Origin of the sequence: Nocardioides psychrotolerans (assembly GCF_900113685.1) — a bacterium.
Lineage (GTDB): Bacteria > Actinomycetota > Actinomycetes > Propionibacteriales > Nocardioidaceae > Nocardioides > Nocardioides psychrotolerans.
Genome location: NZ_FOQG01000025.1, coordinates 1 through 16,467 on the forward strand (window position 1 = coordinate 1; position 16,467 = coordinate 16,467).

Consider the following 16,467-nt stretch of genomic DNA (forward strand, 5'->3'; position numbering starts at 1 on the left):
TCTTGACAAGCCAGAAACCTAGACAGGGAACGGCGTTCGGCCTTTCAGCCGCGCTCACCGACCCACGGATAAGTCACAAGAGCCGCAATGTTGCACCGCTGAGGTGCGACATTGCGCCGACTCGGCGATGGATCAGACGGGCACGAGCTCCACGGCGCCGACGGCGTAGCGCGCCAGGATCGTGCGGGCCACCTCCGGGTGCGCGCCGAGTGGGGCGGAGACCGCCACCGCGCCGGCTTCGACGGCGAGCTCGGCGGCTCGGTCGGCGAGGAAGCCGGGGGAGAGGAAGAGCGAGGCGACCGCGATGTGGCGGCGACCCTCGGCGCGGAAGGCGCGAACGGCCTCGCCGGTGGCCGGGGGCGCGCTGGAGGCGTAGGCCGCGGTGACCGGCAACTTGTGGTGGGTGCCCCACAGGCGGGCGAGGCGTGCGACGGCCTGGTTGGCCAGCGGGTCGGTCGATCCCGCGGCTGCGAGCACCAGGGCATCGAGCTCACGCACGCGGGAGGTGCGCAGCGCCTCGCGCAGTCGCTCGTCGAGCACCTCCAGGAAACACGCCTCCAGGCCCAGGATCGCGGTGACCCGCACCTGCAGCCCCGGGTGACGCTCGGTCGCGGACGACACGGCGACGGCCACGTCGGCACCGGTCTGTAGGACGTCGGTCAGGTGCAGTGGCACGACGACGATCTCGTCGTAGCCGGCCTTCACCAGACGGTCGACGACCTTCTGGAAATCCGGCCTGGACCGGTCCAGGTACGCCCTCTCGACGCGCAGGTCGGGCCGCATGGCCTTGACCTCCTGGACGAGGGCGGTGATGGTCTTGGCCGACCGCGGGTCACGACTTCCGTGAGCCAGAGCCACCAGTGCAGGAGCAGCCATCAGCGCGGCCTCCTCTCGTGAACGACAGGTGCATGTGAGCCGACGACGGTGTCGGAATGGGGTGCGACGTGGGATCGGGGAGCGTTCATGAGTGGATCCCGCACTCGGTCTTGGTGGTGCCGGCCCAGCGCCCGCTGCGGGGGTCCTCACCGGGAGCGACACGACGGGTGCACGGTGCGCAGCCGATCGACGGGTAGCCGTCGTAGACCAGCGGGTTGACCAGGACGCCGTTCTCGGCGACGTACTGATCGACCTGCTCGTCGCTCCAGCGCGCCAGCGGCGAGACCTTGACCTTGCCCTTCTTCGCATCCCAGCCGATGACCGGAGCGATCACGCGGTTGTGGGTCTCCGCGCGCCGCAGGCCGGTGGCCCAGGCGTCGTAGTGGGACAGCGACTCGGCGAGCGGCTGCACCTTGCGCAGCTTGCAGCACAGGTCGGGGTCGGTCTTGTAGAGGTCCTTGCCGTAGGCAGCGTCCTGCTCGGGGACCGACTGGACCGGGGTGATCGTCAGGAGGTTCACGTCCAGCGTGGCCCCGACGGCGTCACGGGTGCCGATGGTCTCGACGAAGTGGTAGCCGGTGTCGAGGAAGACCACGTCGACGCCCGGCACGACCTTGGCAGCCAGGTGCGCGAGCACGGCGTCACCCATCGAGGAGGTGATGGCGAAGCGGTCCCCGAAGGTGGCGGCAGCCCACTCGATGATGTCCTCGGCCGGAGCCAGCTCGAGCTCGGCGCCCCAGTGGGACACCAGCTCGCGCAGCTCCTCGGGGGAGCGGCCGGCGGTCTCGATCCCGCGGTGGGCGCGCGCGGCTGCCGTGGTCGCGGTCGTCATGCCTTGACCTCCCGTCGCAGCATCCCGAGCATCGTCACGGTGAAGGCGCGCTGGCACGACCGGCACTCCCACGCGCCCTTGACCGACGGGTCCGTCGCCTCGTGGGGCCACAGGTCGTCGTCTGCGCAGTAGGGGCAGTGGAAGGGCACAGCGCGCTCGTTGCTCATGCCTGGCTCAACACCTTGTCGCCCCGCAGCAATTCCTCGTCGGCGCGGGCGACCCAGGTCGCGAAGCGCTCGCCCTCGGTGCGCTCGGTGAGGTAGTTGGTGACGACGGTGGTGACGTAGTCGTCCAGCCCGGCGCTGGTGACCTTGTGGGCGCGCAGCTTGCGGCCGAAGTTGGCGTCGAGGCCGGTCGCTCCACCGAGGTGCACCTGGAAGCCCTCGACCTGCTCGCCGTCCTGCATGACCAGCTGACCCTTGAGGCCGATGTCGGCGAGCTGGGTGCGGGCACAGGCGTTGGGGCAGCCGTTGACGTTGATCGTGATGGGGGTGTCGAGGTCGGGGAAGCGCTTCTCGAGCTCACCGACCAGCGCGCGGGCGCGCTCCTTGGTGTCGACGATCGCCAGCTTGCAGAACTCGATGCCGGTGCAGGCCATCGTGTTGCGGCGCCACTGCGACGGGCGGGCCGACAGGCCGATCTCGTCCAGCCGGGCCACGAGCGGCTCGACCTTGTCCTGGTCCACGCCGATCAGCACGATCTTCTGGTAAGGCGTCAGGCGGGCGCCCGCGACGCCGTACTCCTCGATCAGGTCGGCGAGCTGGACCAGCAGGGTGCCGGAGACGCGGCCCGCGGTCGGGGCGATGCCGATGTAGGACTTGCCGTCCTTCTGGGGGTGCACGCCGATGTGGTCGCGGTGACCGACGGGGGAGGGCGGTGAGTCGCAGGAGACGAGCTCGCGCCCGAGGTACTCCTTCTCCACGACCTCGCGGAACTTCTCGACGCCCCAGTCGGAGACGAGGAACTTCAGGCGCGCCCGCGAGCGCAGCCGACGGTAGCCGTAGTCGCGGAACACCGAGGCCACGGCAGCCCAGACGTCGGCGACCTCGTCCAGCGGGATCCAGACTCCCATCTTGGCCGCGAGCATCGGGTTCGTCGACAGACCGCCGCCGACCCAGCAGTCGAAGCCGGGGCCGTGCTCGGGGTGCACGGTGCCGACGAAGGAGACGTCGTTGACCTCGGGGGCGACGTCGTGCGCGGGGTGACCCGTGACCGCGGTCTTGAACTTGCGCGGCAAGTTGGAGAAGGCCGGGTCGCCGATGTAGCGCTCGAAGATCTCCTCGAGCGCCGGGGTGCCGTCGATGATCTCATCCTCGGCCACGCCGGCAACGGGGGAGCCGAGGAAGGGGCGCGGTGAGTCGCCGCACGCTTCGACGCTGCTCAGCCCGGCGGCGTCGAGGCGGTCCCAGATCTCCGGGACGTCCTCGACGCGGATCCAGTGGTACTGGATGTTCTCGCGGTCGGTGACGTCGGCGGTGTCACGGGCGAAGTCGACACCGATCCGACCCAGGGTGCGCACGGCGTCGGCGGAGAGGAGCCGACCGTCGGAGCGGACGCGGAGCATGAAGAAATCGTCGTCGAGCTCCTCCTCCGCGAGCATCGCGGTCTTGCCACCGTCGAAGCCCGGGGCGCGCTGGGTGTAGAGGCCCATCCAGCGGAAACGCCCGCGCAGGTCGGCGGGGTCGATCGAGGCGAAGCCGCGCTTGGAGTAGATGTTGATGATGCGCGCCCGGACGTTGAGCGGGTCGTCGTCCTTCTTGGACTGCTCGTTCTTGTTCAGCGGCTCGCTGTAGCCGAGCGACCACTGACCCTCCGCGCGCTTAGGGCGCGGGATCTCGGTGTTGGCCGGGGGCTGGGACGGGAATCGCAGATCGGGCATGAGGGGGACGTGTCCTTCGCTGGGGGCTTCGCGCGGTGTGCGGCGCGGCAAGCTGGTCGGGGGCGACGTGGTTCAGCGAGGCCAACACATCGCGCTGCGCGTACGCCCGAAGTCCACGTGGCGACGTACCACGAGGTAGGCGTGCGTCTCGGCGCTGATCATGTCAAGGAGTCTCACGGTTCGGACGCCGCTCTCACAACCTCAAATCCCATGATGTGGACCCTGCATCCAAGATGCGAGACGTCGATTCCTGGAATCCCGCCTGGCCCCCGCGGTGGTGCGGCGTAGGTCACACCCGGGCTCGCCCACTGGTCCAGTGCGCGGCACCGCTCGTGGAGGGGGTCGGACGCTCGCCAGTAGGCTCTGGCCCATGGCCGACCTCACCTCCCTCACCAGCAGCGCCTACTCCCAAGCCCTCGAGGTCATCGCCTCGGTGGAGCCCCGCATCGCCGAGGCGACGCGCAAGGAGCTGGCCGACCAGCGCAGCTCGCTCAAGCTGATCGCGAGCGAGAACTACGCCTCGCCCGCAGTCCTGCTGACGATGGGCACCTGGTTCAGCGACAAGTACGCCGAGGGCACGGTCGGCCACCGCTTCTACGCCGGCTGCCAGAACGTCGACACCGTCGAGACGATCGCCGCCGAGCACGCCCGTGAGCTGTTCGGGGCGGAGTACGCCTACGTCCAGCCCCACTCGGGCATCGACGCCAACCTGGTCGCCTTTTGGTCCATCCTCGCGCACCGCGTGGAGTCGCCGGCCCTTGAGAAGCTCGGCGCCAGAGGAGTCAACGAGCTGACCGACGTCGACTGGGAGACGCTGCGCCACGAGCTCGGCAACCAGCGCCTGCTCGGCATGAGCCTCGACGCGGGCGGTCACCTGACCCACGGCTTCCGTCCCAACATCAGCGGCAAGATGTTCCACCAGCAGCAGTACGGCACCGACCCGGTCACCGGGCTGCTCGACTACGACGTGGTCGCCGCCAAGGCGCGCGAGTTCAAGCCGCTGATCCTGGTCGCCGGCTACTCCGCCTACCCGCGCCGGGTCGACTTCGCCAAGATGCGCGAGATCGCCGACGAGGTCGGTGCCACGCTCATGGTCGACATGGCCCACTTCGCGGGCCTGGTGGCCGGCAAGGTCTTCACCGGCGACGAAGACCCTGTCCCGCACGCCCACGTCGTCACCTCCACCACGCACAAGAGCCTGCGTGGCCCGCGCGGCGGCATCGTGCTGGCGACCGAGGAGTACGCCCCGTCGGTCGACCGCGGGTGCCCGATGGTCCTCGGAGGCCCGCTCTCGCACGTGATGGCGGCCAAGGCCGTGGCGTTCGCCGAGGCCCGCCAGGACTCCTTCAAGACTTACGCCCAGCAGGTTGCCGACAACGCCAAGTCCCTTGCCGAGGGCTTCATGAAGCGCGGCGCCAAGCTCGTCACCGACGGCACCGACAACCACATCGTGCTTGTCGACGTCTCCGGCTTCGGCCTCACCGGTCGCCAGGCCGAGTCGGCCCTGCTCGACGCCGGGATCGTCACCAACCGCAACTCCGTGCCGGCCGACCCCAACGGCGCCTGGTACACCTCCGGCGTCCGTCTCGGCACCCCCGCGCTCACCACGCGCGGCTTCGGTCACGACGAGTTCGACAACGTCGCCGAGCTGATCGTGCACGTCCTGCAGAACGCCGAAGCCGGCACCACCAAGGCAGGTGGCCCGTCCAAGGCGTCCTACCTGCTGCCCGACGGCCTGGCCGACAAGGTCAAGGCCGCGTCCGCCGAGATGCTCGACAAGCACCCGCTCTACCCGGGTCTCGAGCTGACCTGAGCCCGGACGTCAGGGTTGCGTCGCGTCCAGCAGGTCGAGGCTGAGCCGGACCAGCGCGGCGCGACGCTCCAGCTGCGCGGGTGGCATCGTCTCGCGACCCGGCAGGGCCGAGACCCCGGCGAAGAGGAAGAGGTGCAGCGCGTGCGCGCGCCGCACCACGGCCTCGTCGACGACCCTGCCCTCGTCGCCCAGGCCGAGGGTGTACGCCGTCACGCAGGCTGCGTCGGCTGCCTCGAGGTCGTCGGGGCCGCCGCCGAGCTGGGTCTCGCCTGCCATGAGCTGACCGAGGTCGAAGGCGACGGGCTGGGTCATGAAGAACCCGAAGTCGATGAGCACGAAGTCGTCGTGCCCCGCCCCTGGCAGCAGGTTGTTGGGGCTCGCGTCGCCGTGCGCGCTGGCCCGCGGCAGGGCGTCGAGCTCCGAGACCAGCTCGTCGAGGCGCCCGGCCCCGGCCCGCATCCGCTCCCGCAGCTTCACGCCGAAGGCCTCCATCACCCCCGGCACGCGCCAGGCATCGTCGCCCAGCACCGGCGGCACGACCTCGAAGCGCAGCCGCCCCTCGAGGTAGACCCGAGGGGACCAGTCGAAGTGCCCGACTCCAGCCCGCGAGGCGACGGACGGACTGCCTGCCAGTCGGCCCAGCAGATAGGCGGCCCGCTCGTAGCGCTGCGCGGTCCAGTCGACCGGCGGGTGCGCGACCTCCGGGAGCCAGACCGCTGCGGAGTCGTGCGCGAGGTCGAACACGCCGAGGGCGCGCGGCATCGCGAGGCCGTCCGGGAGGTGCTCGTGCAGGTTCGAGCGGTAGACGAGCGGCTCGATCCGCCACGGGACGCCGGCGGCCGCCAACTCCTGGACCTCCTCGGGCACGTGGGCGAAGTAGGGGGAGTGTCGCCACGACTGCACGTGCTTGACGAAGATCCGCCACGGCCTGACGCCGTCCGGAGTGCGCGCCGTCCCCGACACCCAGTGTCGCGAGACGGTCGTGATCGACGCGACGTCGTAGGCGACCGGCTCGACATGCACGTCCAGGAGGTCCACCGAAGGGTGGCCGAGGAGGTCGGCGACCATCGCGGCGAGGACCGTGTCCTCCACGCTCGCGGGCCCGAGCACAGTGGTGGACCCGGGCGTCGACATCCCACGATGGTGGAGGTGTTCGATCGCGATCGTCAAGGAGACGTCGAGTGACGCCGTTGGCAGGTCCTGGACCCGTCTGGACATGCTCTACGCGTCACTCGACGCCACCTAGACCCAGCGGTACTCCATCTCCGGCCGCCCCGAGGACCCGTAGCGCGGTCGCCGCTCGGCCGAGCCGGTGTCGGCGAGGTTCTCGAGGTAGCGCCGCACGGTGACGCGTGAGGCCCCGACGACGCCGGCGACCTCGCTGGCCGACAGTGCGGCCGCGGAGTCACGGAGGGCGGTCGTCACCTGGCGCATCGTCTCGGGGCTCATCCCCTTGGGCAGGGCGCCCCCGGCGACGGGCCGCAGCGAGCCGAACATCCGGTCGACCTCGTCCTGGACCACCTCGGTGTCGGCGGAGGCGAGGTGGGCGCGGTAGGCGGCGTACTGCTCGAGCTTGGACTTGAACGTCGCGAACGTGAAGGGCTTGAGGAGGTAGAGCACGACGCCCTGCGCGACCGCGTGCCGCACGACGTCGGTGTCGCGCGCCGACGTCACCGCGATGACGTCGCACAGGTGACCGGCCGCACGGAGCCGCTGTAGCAGGCCCAGGCCGTGCCCGTCGGGCAGGTGCATGTCGAGCAGGACCAGGTCGACCGTGCGGTCGGCGGACAGGAAGCGCGCTGCCTCACCGGCCGATCGCGCGGTGCCGGCGACCTCGAAGCCGTCGATCCGGCCCACGTAGACCGCGTGCGCCTCCGCGGCCAGCGCCTCGTCCTCGACGATCAGCACCCGGGTCGTCACGACGACACCACCGGACCAGCGACCGAACCAGCGACCGGTCCGGTCAGGGCAGCAGCGACCGGACCGGTCACGGGAGCAGTCCGCAGCATCACGGCGAACTCCGCGCCGCCGAGCTCGGAGCGCCCGACGCTCACCGCGCCGCCGTGCCTCACTGCGACCTGGTTGACGAGCGCGAGCCCGACCCCGCGACCGGCCACGCCTCCGGCCACGCCCCCGGCCACGCCTCCGGCCGACGCCTTGGTGGTCCAGCCCCGATCGAGCACATGCGCCGCATCCTCCTCCGACAGGCCCGGACCGCTGTCGCCCACCACGATGCGTAGGGCGTCGCCGACCAGCTCGAGCCGCACCCCGACCCGACGCTCGGGCCGATCGACGACCGCGTCGAAGGCGTTGTCGACCAGGTTGCCGAGCACGGTCACCAGGTCACGTGCGGGGACGTCGACACCCTCGGGGAGCTCACCGGTGATGCTCAGGTCGATCCCGCGCTCGACCGCCTCGGAGGTCTTGCCGAGCAGCAGGGCGGCGACGACGGGGTCGCCGACCGCCCCGACCACCCGGTCGGTCAGCAGCTGGGCGATCTGCAGCTCCTCGGTCGCGAAGTCGACGGCCTCCTCGGCCCGGCCCATCTCGATCAGGGACACGATCGTGTGCAGCCGGTTGGCAGCCTCGTGGGTCTGCGAGCGCAGCGACTCGGTCAGCCCGCGCACGACGTCCAGCTCGCCTGTCACCGCCCGCAGCTCGGTGTGGTCACGCAGCGTCACGACGGCCCCCACGGCGCGACCCTCCCAGGCGGCCGGCGCCGACGACACCAGCAGCAGCCGGTCGCCAGCGAGGTAGAGGTCGTCGGCCTGTGTCGTGTGCCCCACGGCTGCGAGAACCAGTCCGGGCGCGAGGCCGAGGGCGTCGAAGTGGCGTCCGATCACGTCGTCGGGCAGGTCGAGCAGCCGTCGGGCCTCGTCGTTGACCAGCTGCACGCGCCCGTCGACGTCGAGCAGCAGCAGTCCCTCGCGTACGGCGTGCAGCACTGCCGAGTAGTACTCGTACATCCGGGTCATCTCACGCTCGCCCATCCCGTGGGTCTGGCGTCTCAGCCGCCGACTGACCAACCCGGCACCGAGCAGCCCGGCCAGCAGGACCAGCAGCGCGGACACCCCGATCAGCACCAGGTCGTCGCGTAGGGACCGGTCGATCGACGCGACCGTGATGCCGACGGAGACCAGCGCGACCACGGCGCCCTCGGCGTCACGCACCGGCACGACCGCGCGCATGGAGGGGCCGAGGGTGCCGGCGTACTCCTGGGTGAAGACCTCCCCCTCGCGTGCGTTGCCGACCTCGCCGACGAAGCGCTTGCCGATGTTGTCGGGGTCGGGGTGGCTGTAGCGGAGCAGGTCCAGCGACATCACGGTGATGAAGTCGACCTCCGCGTCGGCGCGCACCCGCTCGGCGTAGGGCTGGATGGTCGCGCTCGGGGTGGCCGTGGCCAGGGCGGTGACCAGCGTGGGGGAGTCAGCGAGGGTGCTCGCGACGCCGACGGCCCGCTCGGTGGCGTTGAGGCGGGCATCGCGGCGGGCGTCGATGGTGGCCAGTGCCAGCGAGGAGACGACGAGGACCAGCACGACCAGCACCTGCAGGAGCAGCACCTGGCGCGCTACCGAGGGCTCGCGTCGTTCCACGTCGGCATTGTGCCGCACGGCTCACCGCACAAGGCCCCGTGAACACAACGACCACAACGGTGACCGGGGTCACATGCCCCGTGACAGTGGTCACGAGCCGGGCGCAGGTCCCGGGAGACCTTGGAGGACACATGAGCAGCACACCCGAGACCGCACCAGGCGGCACCCCGCGAGCCAGCACCGGGCCCAAGCGCGACACGAGCCACTACCTCTACGTCGGCGTCGTCGTCGCCGTCGTCGCCGGCATCGCCACCGGCCTGCTCTTCCCCGACACCGGCGTGGCGCTCAAGCCGCTCGGCACGGGCTTCGTCAGCCTGATCACCATGATGATCCAGCCGATCATCTTCTGCACGATCGTCCTGGGCGTCGGCTCGGTGGCCTCCGCGGCCAAGGTCGGCAAGCTCGGCGGGCTCGCGCTCGGCTACTTCATCACCCTCTCGACGTTCGCCCTCGCGATCGGCATGGTGGTCGGCAACTTCCTGCACCCCGGTGAGGGCCTCGCGCTGACCGACGACATCGCCGCCGCGGGCCAGGCCAAGGCCACCGAGGGTGCGGAGGGCAAGGAGAGCACGGTCGACTTCCTCCTCGGCATCGTGCCCGACTCGCTGCTGTCCGGGCTCACATCCGGCGAGGTCCTCCAGACGTTGTTCATCGCGCTGCTCATCGGCTTCGCACTCCAGCGCATGGGCAGTGCCGGCCGGCCGGTGCTCACTGGCATCGGCCACGTCCAGCGCCTGGTCTTCCGGGTTCTCGCGATGATCATGTGGGCTGCACCCGTCGGCGCCTTCGGTGCCATGGCGTTCGTCTCGGGGGCCGGTGGTCTGGAGGCGCTCAAGAGCCTCGCGGTGCTGATGATCGGCTTCTACATCACCTGTGCCATCTTCGTCTTCGTCGTCCTGGGCACCCTGCTCAAGCTGGCCACCGGCATCAACGTCTTCTCGTTGCTGCGCTACCTGGGTCGTGAGTTCCTCCTGATTCTCGCGACCTCGTCCTCCGAGTCGGCCCTGCCGCGCCTGATCGCCAAGATGGAGCACGCCGGTGTCGACAAGACGACCGTCGGAGTCGTCGTCCCGACCGGTTACTCGTTCAACCTCGACGGCACCGCGATCTACCTGACCATGGCCTCGCTCTTCGTCGCGCAGGCGCTCGGTGACCCGCTGTCGATCGGCGAGCAGATCTCGCTGCTGGTCTTCATGATGATCGCCTCCAAGGGCGCGGCCGGCGTGACGGGCGCCGGCATCGCGGTCCTCGCCGGTGGCCTGAGCTCGCACCGCCCCGACCTGGTCGACGGCGTCGGATTCATCATCGGCATCGACCGCTTCATGTCCGAGGCCCGCGCGTTGACCAACTTCGCCGGCAACTCGATCGCCACGGTCGTCATCGGCCAGTGGACCGGCGGTCTCGACAAGGCCCAGATGGACCGGGTCCTCAGCGGAGCCGACCCGTTCGACGAGGCCACGATGGTCGACGACCACGGCTCCGACCCCGCCGGGGCCACCCCGTCCCAGGACGTCGACCACGTCCCTGGCATGGAGGTGCGCGAGACCACGCGCGTCTGACCTCCTGCAGCGCAGCGACACCCCCGGCCGTCGCGGTCGGGGGTGCCGTCGTCCCAAGGGGGGAAAGTGTGGGACGTTTTAGCCCCTCACAGCCGCGTGGAGGGTCGAAAACGTCCCGGACTTTCCGGGCCGGGTCAGACCGTCGGTGTCACCCGCTCCACGACGGCGCGCAGGTCGCCACCGTCGAGCGCGCCGAACACCCCGCCGTACGACGTGCCCAGGCGCGAGGCGCAAAAGATGTCGGCCACTTCGGGCGGGGCGAAGCGGACGAGCAACGACCCTTGCAGGCACAGGGCCATCCGGGAGGCGAGCCGCCGGGCGGACACCTCGGACGTCGCGGTGTCGCCGAGCAGCGCCAGGGTGTCGTCGATCGCCTTGTCGAGGCGGGCGTCGCTGCCGCGGGCCAGGCCGACCTCGGTGATCCACGCGTCGAGGACTTCCGGCTCGCGCCCCAGCGCGCGCAGGACGTCGAGCGCGTTGACGTTGCCCGAGCCCTCCCACACGGAGTTGAGCGGCGCCTCGCGATAGAGCAGCGGCATCACCGACTCCTCGACGTAGCCGTTGCCGCCCAGACACTCCAGCGCCTCGGCCACGTGGAAGGGCGTGCGCTTGCACACCCAGAACTTCGCGAGCGGCAGCGCGATCCGGCGCAGTGCAGCCTCATGCCCAATGTCGGCCCCGCTGGCCACGCCATCGACAGCGGCCGCGAGCCGCATCGCCAGTGCAGTGGCTGCTTCTGACTCCACGGCCAGGTCGGCGATGACGTTCTGCATGAGCGGCTTGTCGGCGAGCAGCGAGCCGAAGGCCGAGCGGTGCGCGACGTGCCACGACGCCTCCGACACGGCACGGCGCATCAGCGACGCCGAGCCGAGCACGCAGTCGAGCCGGGTCGCGGCGACCATCTCGATGATCGTGCGAACGCCGCGGCCCTCGTCGCCGAGGCGGAAGGCGAGCGTGCCGTCGAACTCCAGCTCCGACGACGCGTTGGACCGGTTGCCGAGCTTGTCCTTGAGCCGCACCACGTCGAGGGCGTTGCGCGTCCCGTCGGGCAGCATCCGCGGCAGCACGAAGCAGGTCACCCCGCCCTCGGTCTGCGCCAGCACCAGGAACATGTCGTTCATCGGCGCCGACGTGAACCACTTGTGCCCGTGCAGGGTGTACTCACCCTCCACCGACGTACGCCGCGCCACCGTCACGTTGGCGCGCACGTCCGAGCCGCCCTGCTTCTCGGTCATGCCCATGCCGACCAGCGCCCCGCGCTTCTCGGCGACCGGCCGCAGGCCCGGGTCGTAGGTTGTCGAGGCCAGCAGCGGCGTCCACTCCTGGGCGAGCGCGGCGTCGGCCCGCAGCGCCGGGACGGCGGCGTACGTCATCGAGATCGGGCATCCGTGCCCCGGCTCGGTGTGTGACCAGGCCATGAAGCCGGCCGCGCGCCGCACGTGTGCGTGGGGGGAGCCCGCCTCCTGCTGCTCCCACGGTGTCGCGGCGAGACCGTGCCCGACAGCCCGCTCCATCAGCCAGTGCCACGAGGGATGGAAGGCGACCTCGTCGATGCGGTTGCCATAGCGGTCGTACGACGTGAGCTCGGGATGGTGGGCGTTGGCGAGCTGGCCGTGTTCCCTGGCCTCCGCCGACCCGGCCATCCGTCCGATCGCGCTGATGTCGTCGAGCACCTCGGTCGAGCCGTGGCGCAGCACGGCCTCGCTCAGGGCCCGGTCGGCGGTCACGACGTCGTGCCCCACAAGCGGCGGCGCCTGGTTGGCCGTGACGCGGAGCTCACGTCGACTCGGAGCGGCCTGCGGGGGAGCGGCCTGTGGGGGAGCGGCCTGTGCTGGCGGGTTGGAGGGTGCCATGCGTCTACCGTAAGGCCCATGACGGCGGAGACTCAGGGCACCGCCGCGTCCGATCGGACGTGGGCGGCGGGTCGCCGCTTCGCCGACACCCTGTGGCGCCTGGTCGTGACGACAGTCGGCGCCTGCATGCGTTACCGCGTGACGGGCCTCGCGGCCGAGGCGGCATTCTTCGCGGTGCTCTCCGTGCCGCCGCTGGTCTTCGCCCTGGCGGGAGCCATCGGCTACGTCTCCGACCGCTTCAGCGCCGCCCAGGTGGAGGACGTCCGGCAGGCCGTCATCGACCTCTCGTCGTCGTTCCTGACCGACAGCGCCGTCAACCGGGTCATCGTGCCGACGATCAACGAGGTGCTCGACGGCGGCCGCTTCGACGTGATCTCGCTCGGCTTCGTCCTGGCGCTGTGGTCGGGCTCGCGCGCGCTCAACGTCTTCGTCGACACCATCACGATCATGCACGGCCTCGGCGGGCACCGCGGGATCATCAAGACCCGCGCGCTGTCCTTCGTCCTCTACATCATGGCGATGGTGACCGGCGCGATCTCGATCCCGCTGGTCGTGGCCGGCCCCCAGTTCGTGGGCTCCGTGCTGCCGCCGCGGCTCGACTTCCTGATGAGCTTCTACTGGCCGATCGTCGTCGTGCTCTGCATCTGCTTCCTTGCGACGCTCTACCACGTGTCCGTCCCGGTGCGGACCAACTGGAGCTTCAACCTCCCGGGCGCGACGTTCTCCCTCGTCGCCTGGATCCTCGGCTCCTACCTGCTGCGCTGGATCCTCACCGTCACCGCGGCCGACTCCAAGTCCATCTACGGCCCGCTCGCCGCGCCCATCGCGGTCCTGCTGTGGCTCTACATCCTGGCCCTCGCCGTGCTCATCGGCGCAGCTGTCAACGCGGCCTTCGACACCGTCTTCCCGCAGAAGACGACCGCCAGCGCACGGGTGGAGCTGATGAACCGTCTGCGCAGCCGCATCGGCAAGGCTGCGCCGGCCACGGAGCCCGATCACCCCGATCGCCGGGCCTGATCGGCTCGCGCGCCGGCGTCCACTAGATTCGGCCCCGTGCAGCACATGACGGGTGACCAGGGTGGCAGTGCCTTCCGCGGCAAGATCGCTCTCCCGGACGTCGTCCGCTCGCCCTGGTGGGAGCTGGGTCGTCGTTTGTTGGCCGCTGTCGCGATCCTCGTCGGCACCGTGCTGCTGGTCTACTTCGACCGAGGCGGCTACGTCGACGGCAACGATCCCGACAACATCGTCAGCTTCACCGACTCGATCTACTACACGACCGTCACGCTCAGCACGACCGGCTACGGCGACATCGCGCCGTTCACCGACCAGGCGCGCCTCATCAACGCGTTCGTCATCACCCCCGCCCGCATCGCCTTCCTCGTCCTGCTGATCGGCACCACCCTCGAGGTGCTGGCGTCGCAGGGCCGGGACATGCTCCGGGTCTCTCGTTGGAGGAAGAAGATGGGCCACCACGTCGTCGTCATCGGCTACGGCACCAAGGGACGAAGCGCCGTCGAGACGCTGCTCAACAACGGCCTCGACCGCGAGGAGGTCGTCATCGTCGACCCCAGCTCGATCGCGCTCGCCGACGCGCACGCCGACGGCCTCGCGATCGTCTCGGGCGACGCGACCCGGCGCGAGGTCCTGCGCCGCGCGGGGGTGGGGGAGGCCGACCAGATCATCATCACCACCAATCGCGACGACTCCAACGTCCTCGCCGCGCTCACCGTGCGCCAGCTCAACCCCGACGCGTGGATCGTCGCGGCGGTCAAGGAGCAGGAGAACGTTCCGCTGATGCGCCAGTCGGGCGCCAACTCCGTCATCACCTCCTCTGACGCGGTCGGGCGTCTGCTCGGCCTCTCCTCGCTCTCACCGACCCTGGGCTCGGTGATGGAGGACCTCCTGACCTACGGCGAGGGTCTCGAGGTCGCCGAGCGCGACCTGCTGGTCGGCGAGGTCGGCAAGCAGCCCCAGTCGCTGCCAGACCAGGTCATCTCGGTCGTGCGCGACGAGAAGGTCTACCGCTACTTCGACCCCGTGGTCACCCAGCTGGCCCGCGGCGACCGGTTGGTCGTCGTACGCCCCGCCAAGGAGCTGCCGTGGGCACCCCGCCCCGGCACCCACAACGAAGAATTCGCCATCGACGAAGACTAAACCAATCTCGAACAGGCGTTCGATCATGTGAGACGATCGGGCCATGGCGGGCGGTTGGAGCAAGCAGGGGAGCGGCATTCCGCTCGCGGATCGCGTCCGGGCTGGATCGCCGGGCACGCCCTCGCCCGTGCCCGACCCGGAGGAGACCTGTCCTGCCCGGCACTGCTGGGTCGCCGACGCCGTCGACCGGCACGGCGCCAAGCGCCCGGGCCTGCTCGTCGAGTGGCGCCCAGGGGTGACGAGCTGGGAGGGCCGCGTCGTCTACGCCGCCCGCCTGCGCCCGGACGGCTGGCTGCTGGTGGAGGAGTGGGTGCCGGCGGCACTGCTCACACCGGCCTGAGACCGCCGGGGTTGGGGCATGAAAAAAAGCCAGGTCATGAACCTTGCGGACCACGACCTGGCTCGGACTCGTGATCCTGGGGGGATAGGTCCACGAGGCCTGTGGCGAGCGTGGCACAGCGAGAGGGCCATCTCAAATCGACGTGGCGCGCGCCGAGGAGTTGCCCGGAAATAGACCGAACCGCTGGAGTCTCGGGTCACCAGCGGTTCGGTTGCCAAAGAGTACGTGGGTGCGAGCGCCGAATGAAGCCGTTCCCGGCCAACCGGCCAGAAATGGTCATTTATGACTAGGCGCCTGGTCATTTCGAGTGTCGGCGGTCCCATGTGTGCCGTCCCTCCCGATCGGGCTGCGTAAGCCCTGCCGCCCGGGACCGCCGACACCCCCGTTCTATCCCGCGCTCGACGGGCCGCGCTTCATCCAGGCAGGTGACCCTCGAGCTCGGCGATGAAGCCAGGGACGTCCTCGAGCGTCAGCGTGGCGCCGGGGTGCTTGAGGATTCTGGTCGGGTCGATCCCGGCGACCGGCCACCGGAAGCTCACGCAGGCGGCGTCCTCGCCGTTGGTGGTGAAGCTGACCCCGCGGTCGCCGAAAGACAGGTGCGGTGGCCCGGCGGTCTTGAGCCAACCGAAGCCGCCCGTGCGCTTCACGCCGGTCACGTTGCTCAGCGGGGTGCGCAGCGACCACGGTCCGTAGCGCACGGCGAGCTGCTCGTCGTCGAGGTCGACCCAGGTCGTGCGCGGTGTGATGCCGAAGAGCAGGGCGGGTGCCCGGTAGGCAGCGGTGAAGGCGAAGCGGTGGCGGGTCATGGTGTCGAGCGTAGGCCGGGACGGGGCGCCGGAGACCCCTGCGATCCTTGAGGTTTGAGCCATCGGAGGTGGGGGAGGCTCATGAAGGACGAAGACCACCGGCCCGCCTACTGAACCTAGGCGGAGCGGCGGTCACGGTCGTCTGCGACGAAGAGTGCGAGTGGCCCGCTGGTCACCCGACCCGTCCGATCCAACACGAGGATCTTAAACGATCCGCTCAGTCTTGGTCATCTGAATCCACGGTTTCTTCACGCCTCGGCGGCGAGGTCCTCGAGGAGCCGGTCGCGCATGGCCCACGCGACCGCCTGGCTGTGCAGGGTCAGCCCGAGCTTGCGGCAGCCCCGTGCGGATGTAGGTCTTCACCGAGTTGATGCTCAGGTAGAGCTGGTCGGCGATCTCCCTGTTGCTGAGCCCCTGGGCGATGCGCCCGGTTACGTCGGCCTCGCGCACCGAGAGCCCGGTGTCCTGCCCAGCCACGCCGTCGTCGGCGAGGTGTACGCCGCCCGTCCCTGGTGCACCGCCAGGACCACCGCGACGAAGTTTCTCCACGGAGGAGCTCATCGACACGCAGACGACCGTGCCGCGGGCGCTCGCGCGCGTCCCGAGGCCGACCACGTCATAGATCACGACATCGCTTCCGGACCGGACGGTCGGGCTGACGATGACCTGGTCGTCCTGTCAGGAGAGCATCGCGGTGACGCCACCACGGATGAGCTCCTGGGTGCTGATCACGGCGACACCCTCGGGGGGCGAAACCATGCT

Annotated in this window: 15 protein-coding genes; 5 read left to right on the forward strand and 10 right to left on the reverse strand. The window is 70.1% G+C overall.

Annotated elements, in window-relative coordinates:
• Positions 1-132: 132 nt before the first annotated feature.
• From BM204_RS20280 to BM204_RS20290, 4 genes are all read right to left on the reverse strand, one after another.
• A complete protein-coding gene (locus BM204_RS20280) occupies positions 133-876 on the reverse strand; it encodes a sirohydrochlorin chelatase (protein WP_091117223.1) in 744 nt (247 codons plus the stop codon).
• Between the two features lie 85 nt (positions 877-961).
• A complete protein-coding gene (locus BM204_RS20285; protein WP_091117225.1) occupies positions 962-1,708 on the reverse strand; it encodes a phosphoadenylyl-sulfate reductase in 747 nt (248 codons plus the stop codon).
• Positions 1,705-1,875, reverse strand: coding sequence for a hypothetical protein (locus tag BM204_RS22850; RefSeq protein ID WP_170259285.1), 171 nt, complete (start codon positions 1,873-1,875; stop codon positions 1,705-1,707). Before BM204_RS22850 ends, BM204_RS20285 begins: the two co-directional genes overlap by 4 nt.
• On the reverse strand, positions 1,872-3,587 hold the full coding sequence (locus tag BM204_RS20290; RefSeq protein WP_091117226.1) for a nitrite/sulfite reductase: 1,716 nt from the start codon (positions 3,585-3,587) through the stop codon (positions 1,872-1,874). The genes BM204_RS22850 and BM204_RS20290 overlap by 4 nt, the downstream gene beginning before the upstream one ends.
• 370 nt (positions 3,588-3,957) lie before the next feature.
• Between BM204_RS20290 and BM204_RS20295 the strand changes: the two genes are divergently transcribed.
• Positions 3,958-5,400, forward strand: coding sequence for a glycine hydroxymethyltransferase (locus tag BM204_RS20295; RefSeq protein ID WP_091117228.1), 1,443 nt, complete (start codon positions 3,958-3,960; stop codon positions 5,398-5,400).
• Between the two features lie 9 nt (positions 5,401-5,409).
• On the opposite strand, the gene BM204_RS20300 is transcribed toward BM204_RS20295, so the two are convergent.
• The 3 genes from BM204_RS20300 to BM204_RS20310 form a co-directional block, all read right to left on the reverse strand.
• Positions 5,410-6,534: a phosphotransferase gene (locus tag BM204_RS20300; RefSeq protein ID WP_170259286.1), complete on the reverse strand. Its 1,125-nt coding sequence runs from the start codon at positions 6,532-6,534 to the stop codon at positions 5,410-5,412.
• Positions 6,535-6,642: 108 nt separating this feature from the next.
• The gene (locus BM204_RS20305) at positions 6,643-7,320 is read right to left on the reverse strand and encodes a response regulator (protein ID WP_091117231.1); all 678 of its coding nucleotides are present in this window, start codon (positions 7,318-7,320) and stop codon (positions 6,643-6,645) included.
• Positions 7,317-8,993 (reverse strand): sensor histidine kinase, encoded by a 1,677-nt coding sequence (locus BM204_RS20310; protein WP_246166547.1) that lies wholly within the window; start codon positions 8,991-8,993, stop codon positions 7,317-7,319. Before BM204_RS20310 ends, BM204_RS20305 begins: the two co-directional genes overlap by 4 nt.
• 131 nt (positions 8,994-9,124) lie before the next feature.
• Between BM204_RS20310 and BM204_RS20315 the strand changes: the two genes are divergently transcribed.
• Entirely contained in the window at positions 9,125-10,552 is a 1,428-nt protein-coding gene (locus tag BM204_RS20315) for a cation:dicarboxylate symporter family transporter (RefSeq protein WP_091117234.1), read from the forward strand.
• A gap of 134 nt (positions 10,553-10,686) precedes the next feature.
• Here the strand turns inward: BM204_RS20315 and BM204_RS20320 are convergent, their stop codons facing one another.
• Positions 10,687-12,405, reverse strand: a complete 1,719-nt coding sequence (locus BM204_RS20320) for an acyl-CoA dehydrogenase family protein (protein ID WP_091117235.1) — start codon at positions 12,403-12,405, stop codon at positions 10,687-10,689.
• 18 nt (positions 12,406-12,423) lie between these two features.
• On the opposite strand from BM204_RS20320, the gene BM204_RS20325 reads away from it, so the two are divergent.
• The 3 genes from BM204_RS20325 (at position 12,424) to BM204_RS20335 (ending at position 14,899) form a co-directional block, all read left to right on the forward strand.
• Complete coding sequence (locus tag BM204_RS20325; protein WP_246166548.1) at positions 12,424-13,422, forward strand: YihY/virulence factor BrkB family protein; 999 nt, start codon at positions 12,424-12,426, stop codon at positions 13,420-13,422.
• 45 nt (positions 13,423-13,467) lie between these two features.
• Positions 13,468-14,559 carry a potassium channel family protein gene (locus tag BM204_RS20330; protein ID WP_091117237.1) on the forward strand — a complete coding sequence of 364 codons (1,092 nt, stop codon included), beginning with the start codon at positions 13,468-13,470 and terminating at the stop codon, positions 14,557-14,559.
• Between the two features lie 127 nt (positions 14,560-14,686).
• Positions 14,687-14,899 (forward strand): hypothetical protein, encoded by a 213-nt coding sequence (locus tag BM204_RS20335; RefSeq protein ID WP_246166550.1) that lies wholly within the window; start codon positions 14,687-14,689, stop codon positions 14,897-14,899.
• A gap of 413 nt (positions 14,900-15,312) precedes the next feature.
• Here BM204_RS20335 and BM204_RS20340 read toward each other — a convergent pair whose 3' ends face one another.
• Positions 15,313-15,705 (reverse strand): hypothetical protein, encoded by a 393-nt coding sequence (locus BM204_RS20340; RefSeq protein WP_091117240.1) that lies wholly within the window; start codon positions 15,703-15,705, stop codon positions 15,313-15,315.
• A 204-nt stretch (positions 15,706-15,909) separates the two neighbouring features.
• Positions 15,910-16,332: a helix-turn-helix domain-containing protein gene (locus BM204_RS20345; RefSeq protein WP_246166552.1), complete on the reverse strand. Its 423-nt coding sequence runs from the start codon at positions 16,330-16,332 to the stop codon at positions 15,910-15,912.
• Positions 16,333-16,467: the final 135 nt, after the last annotated feature.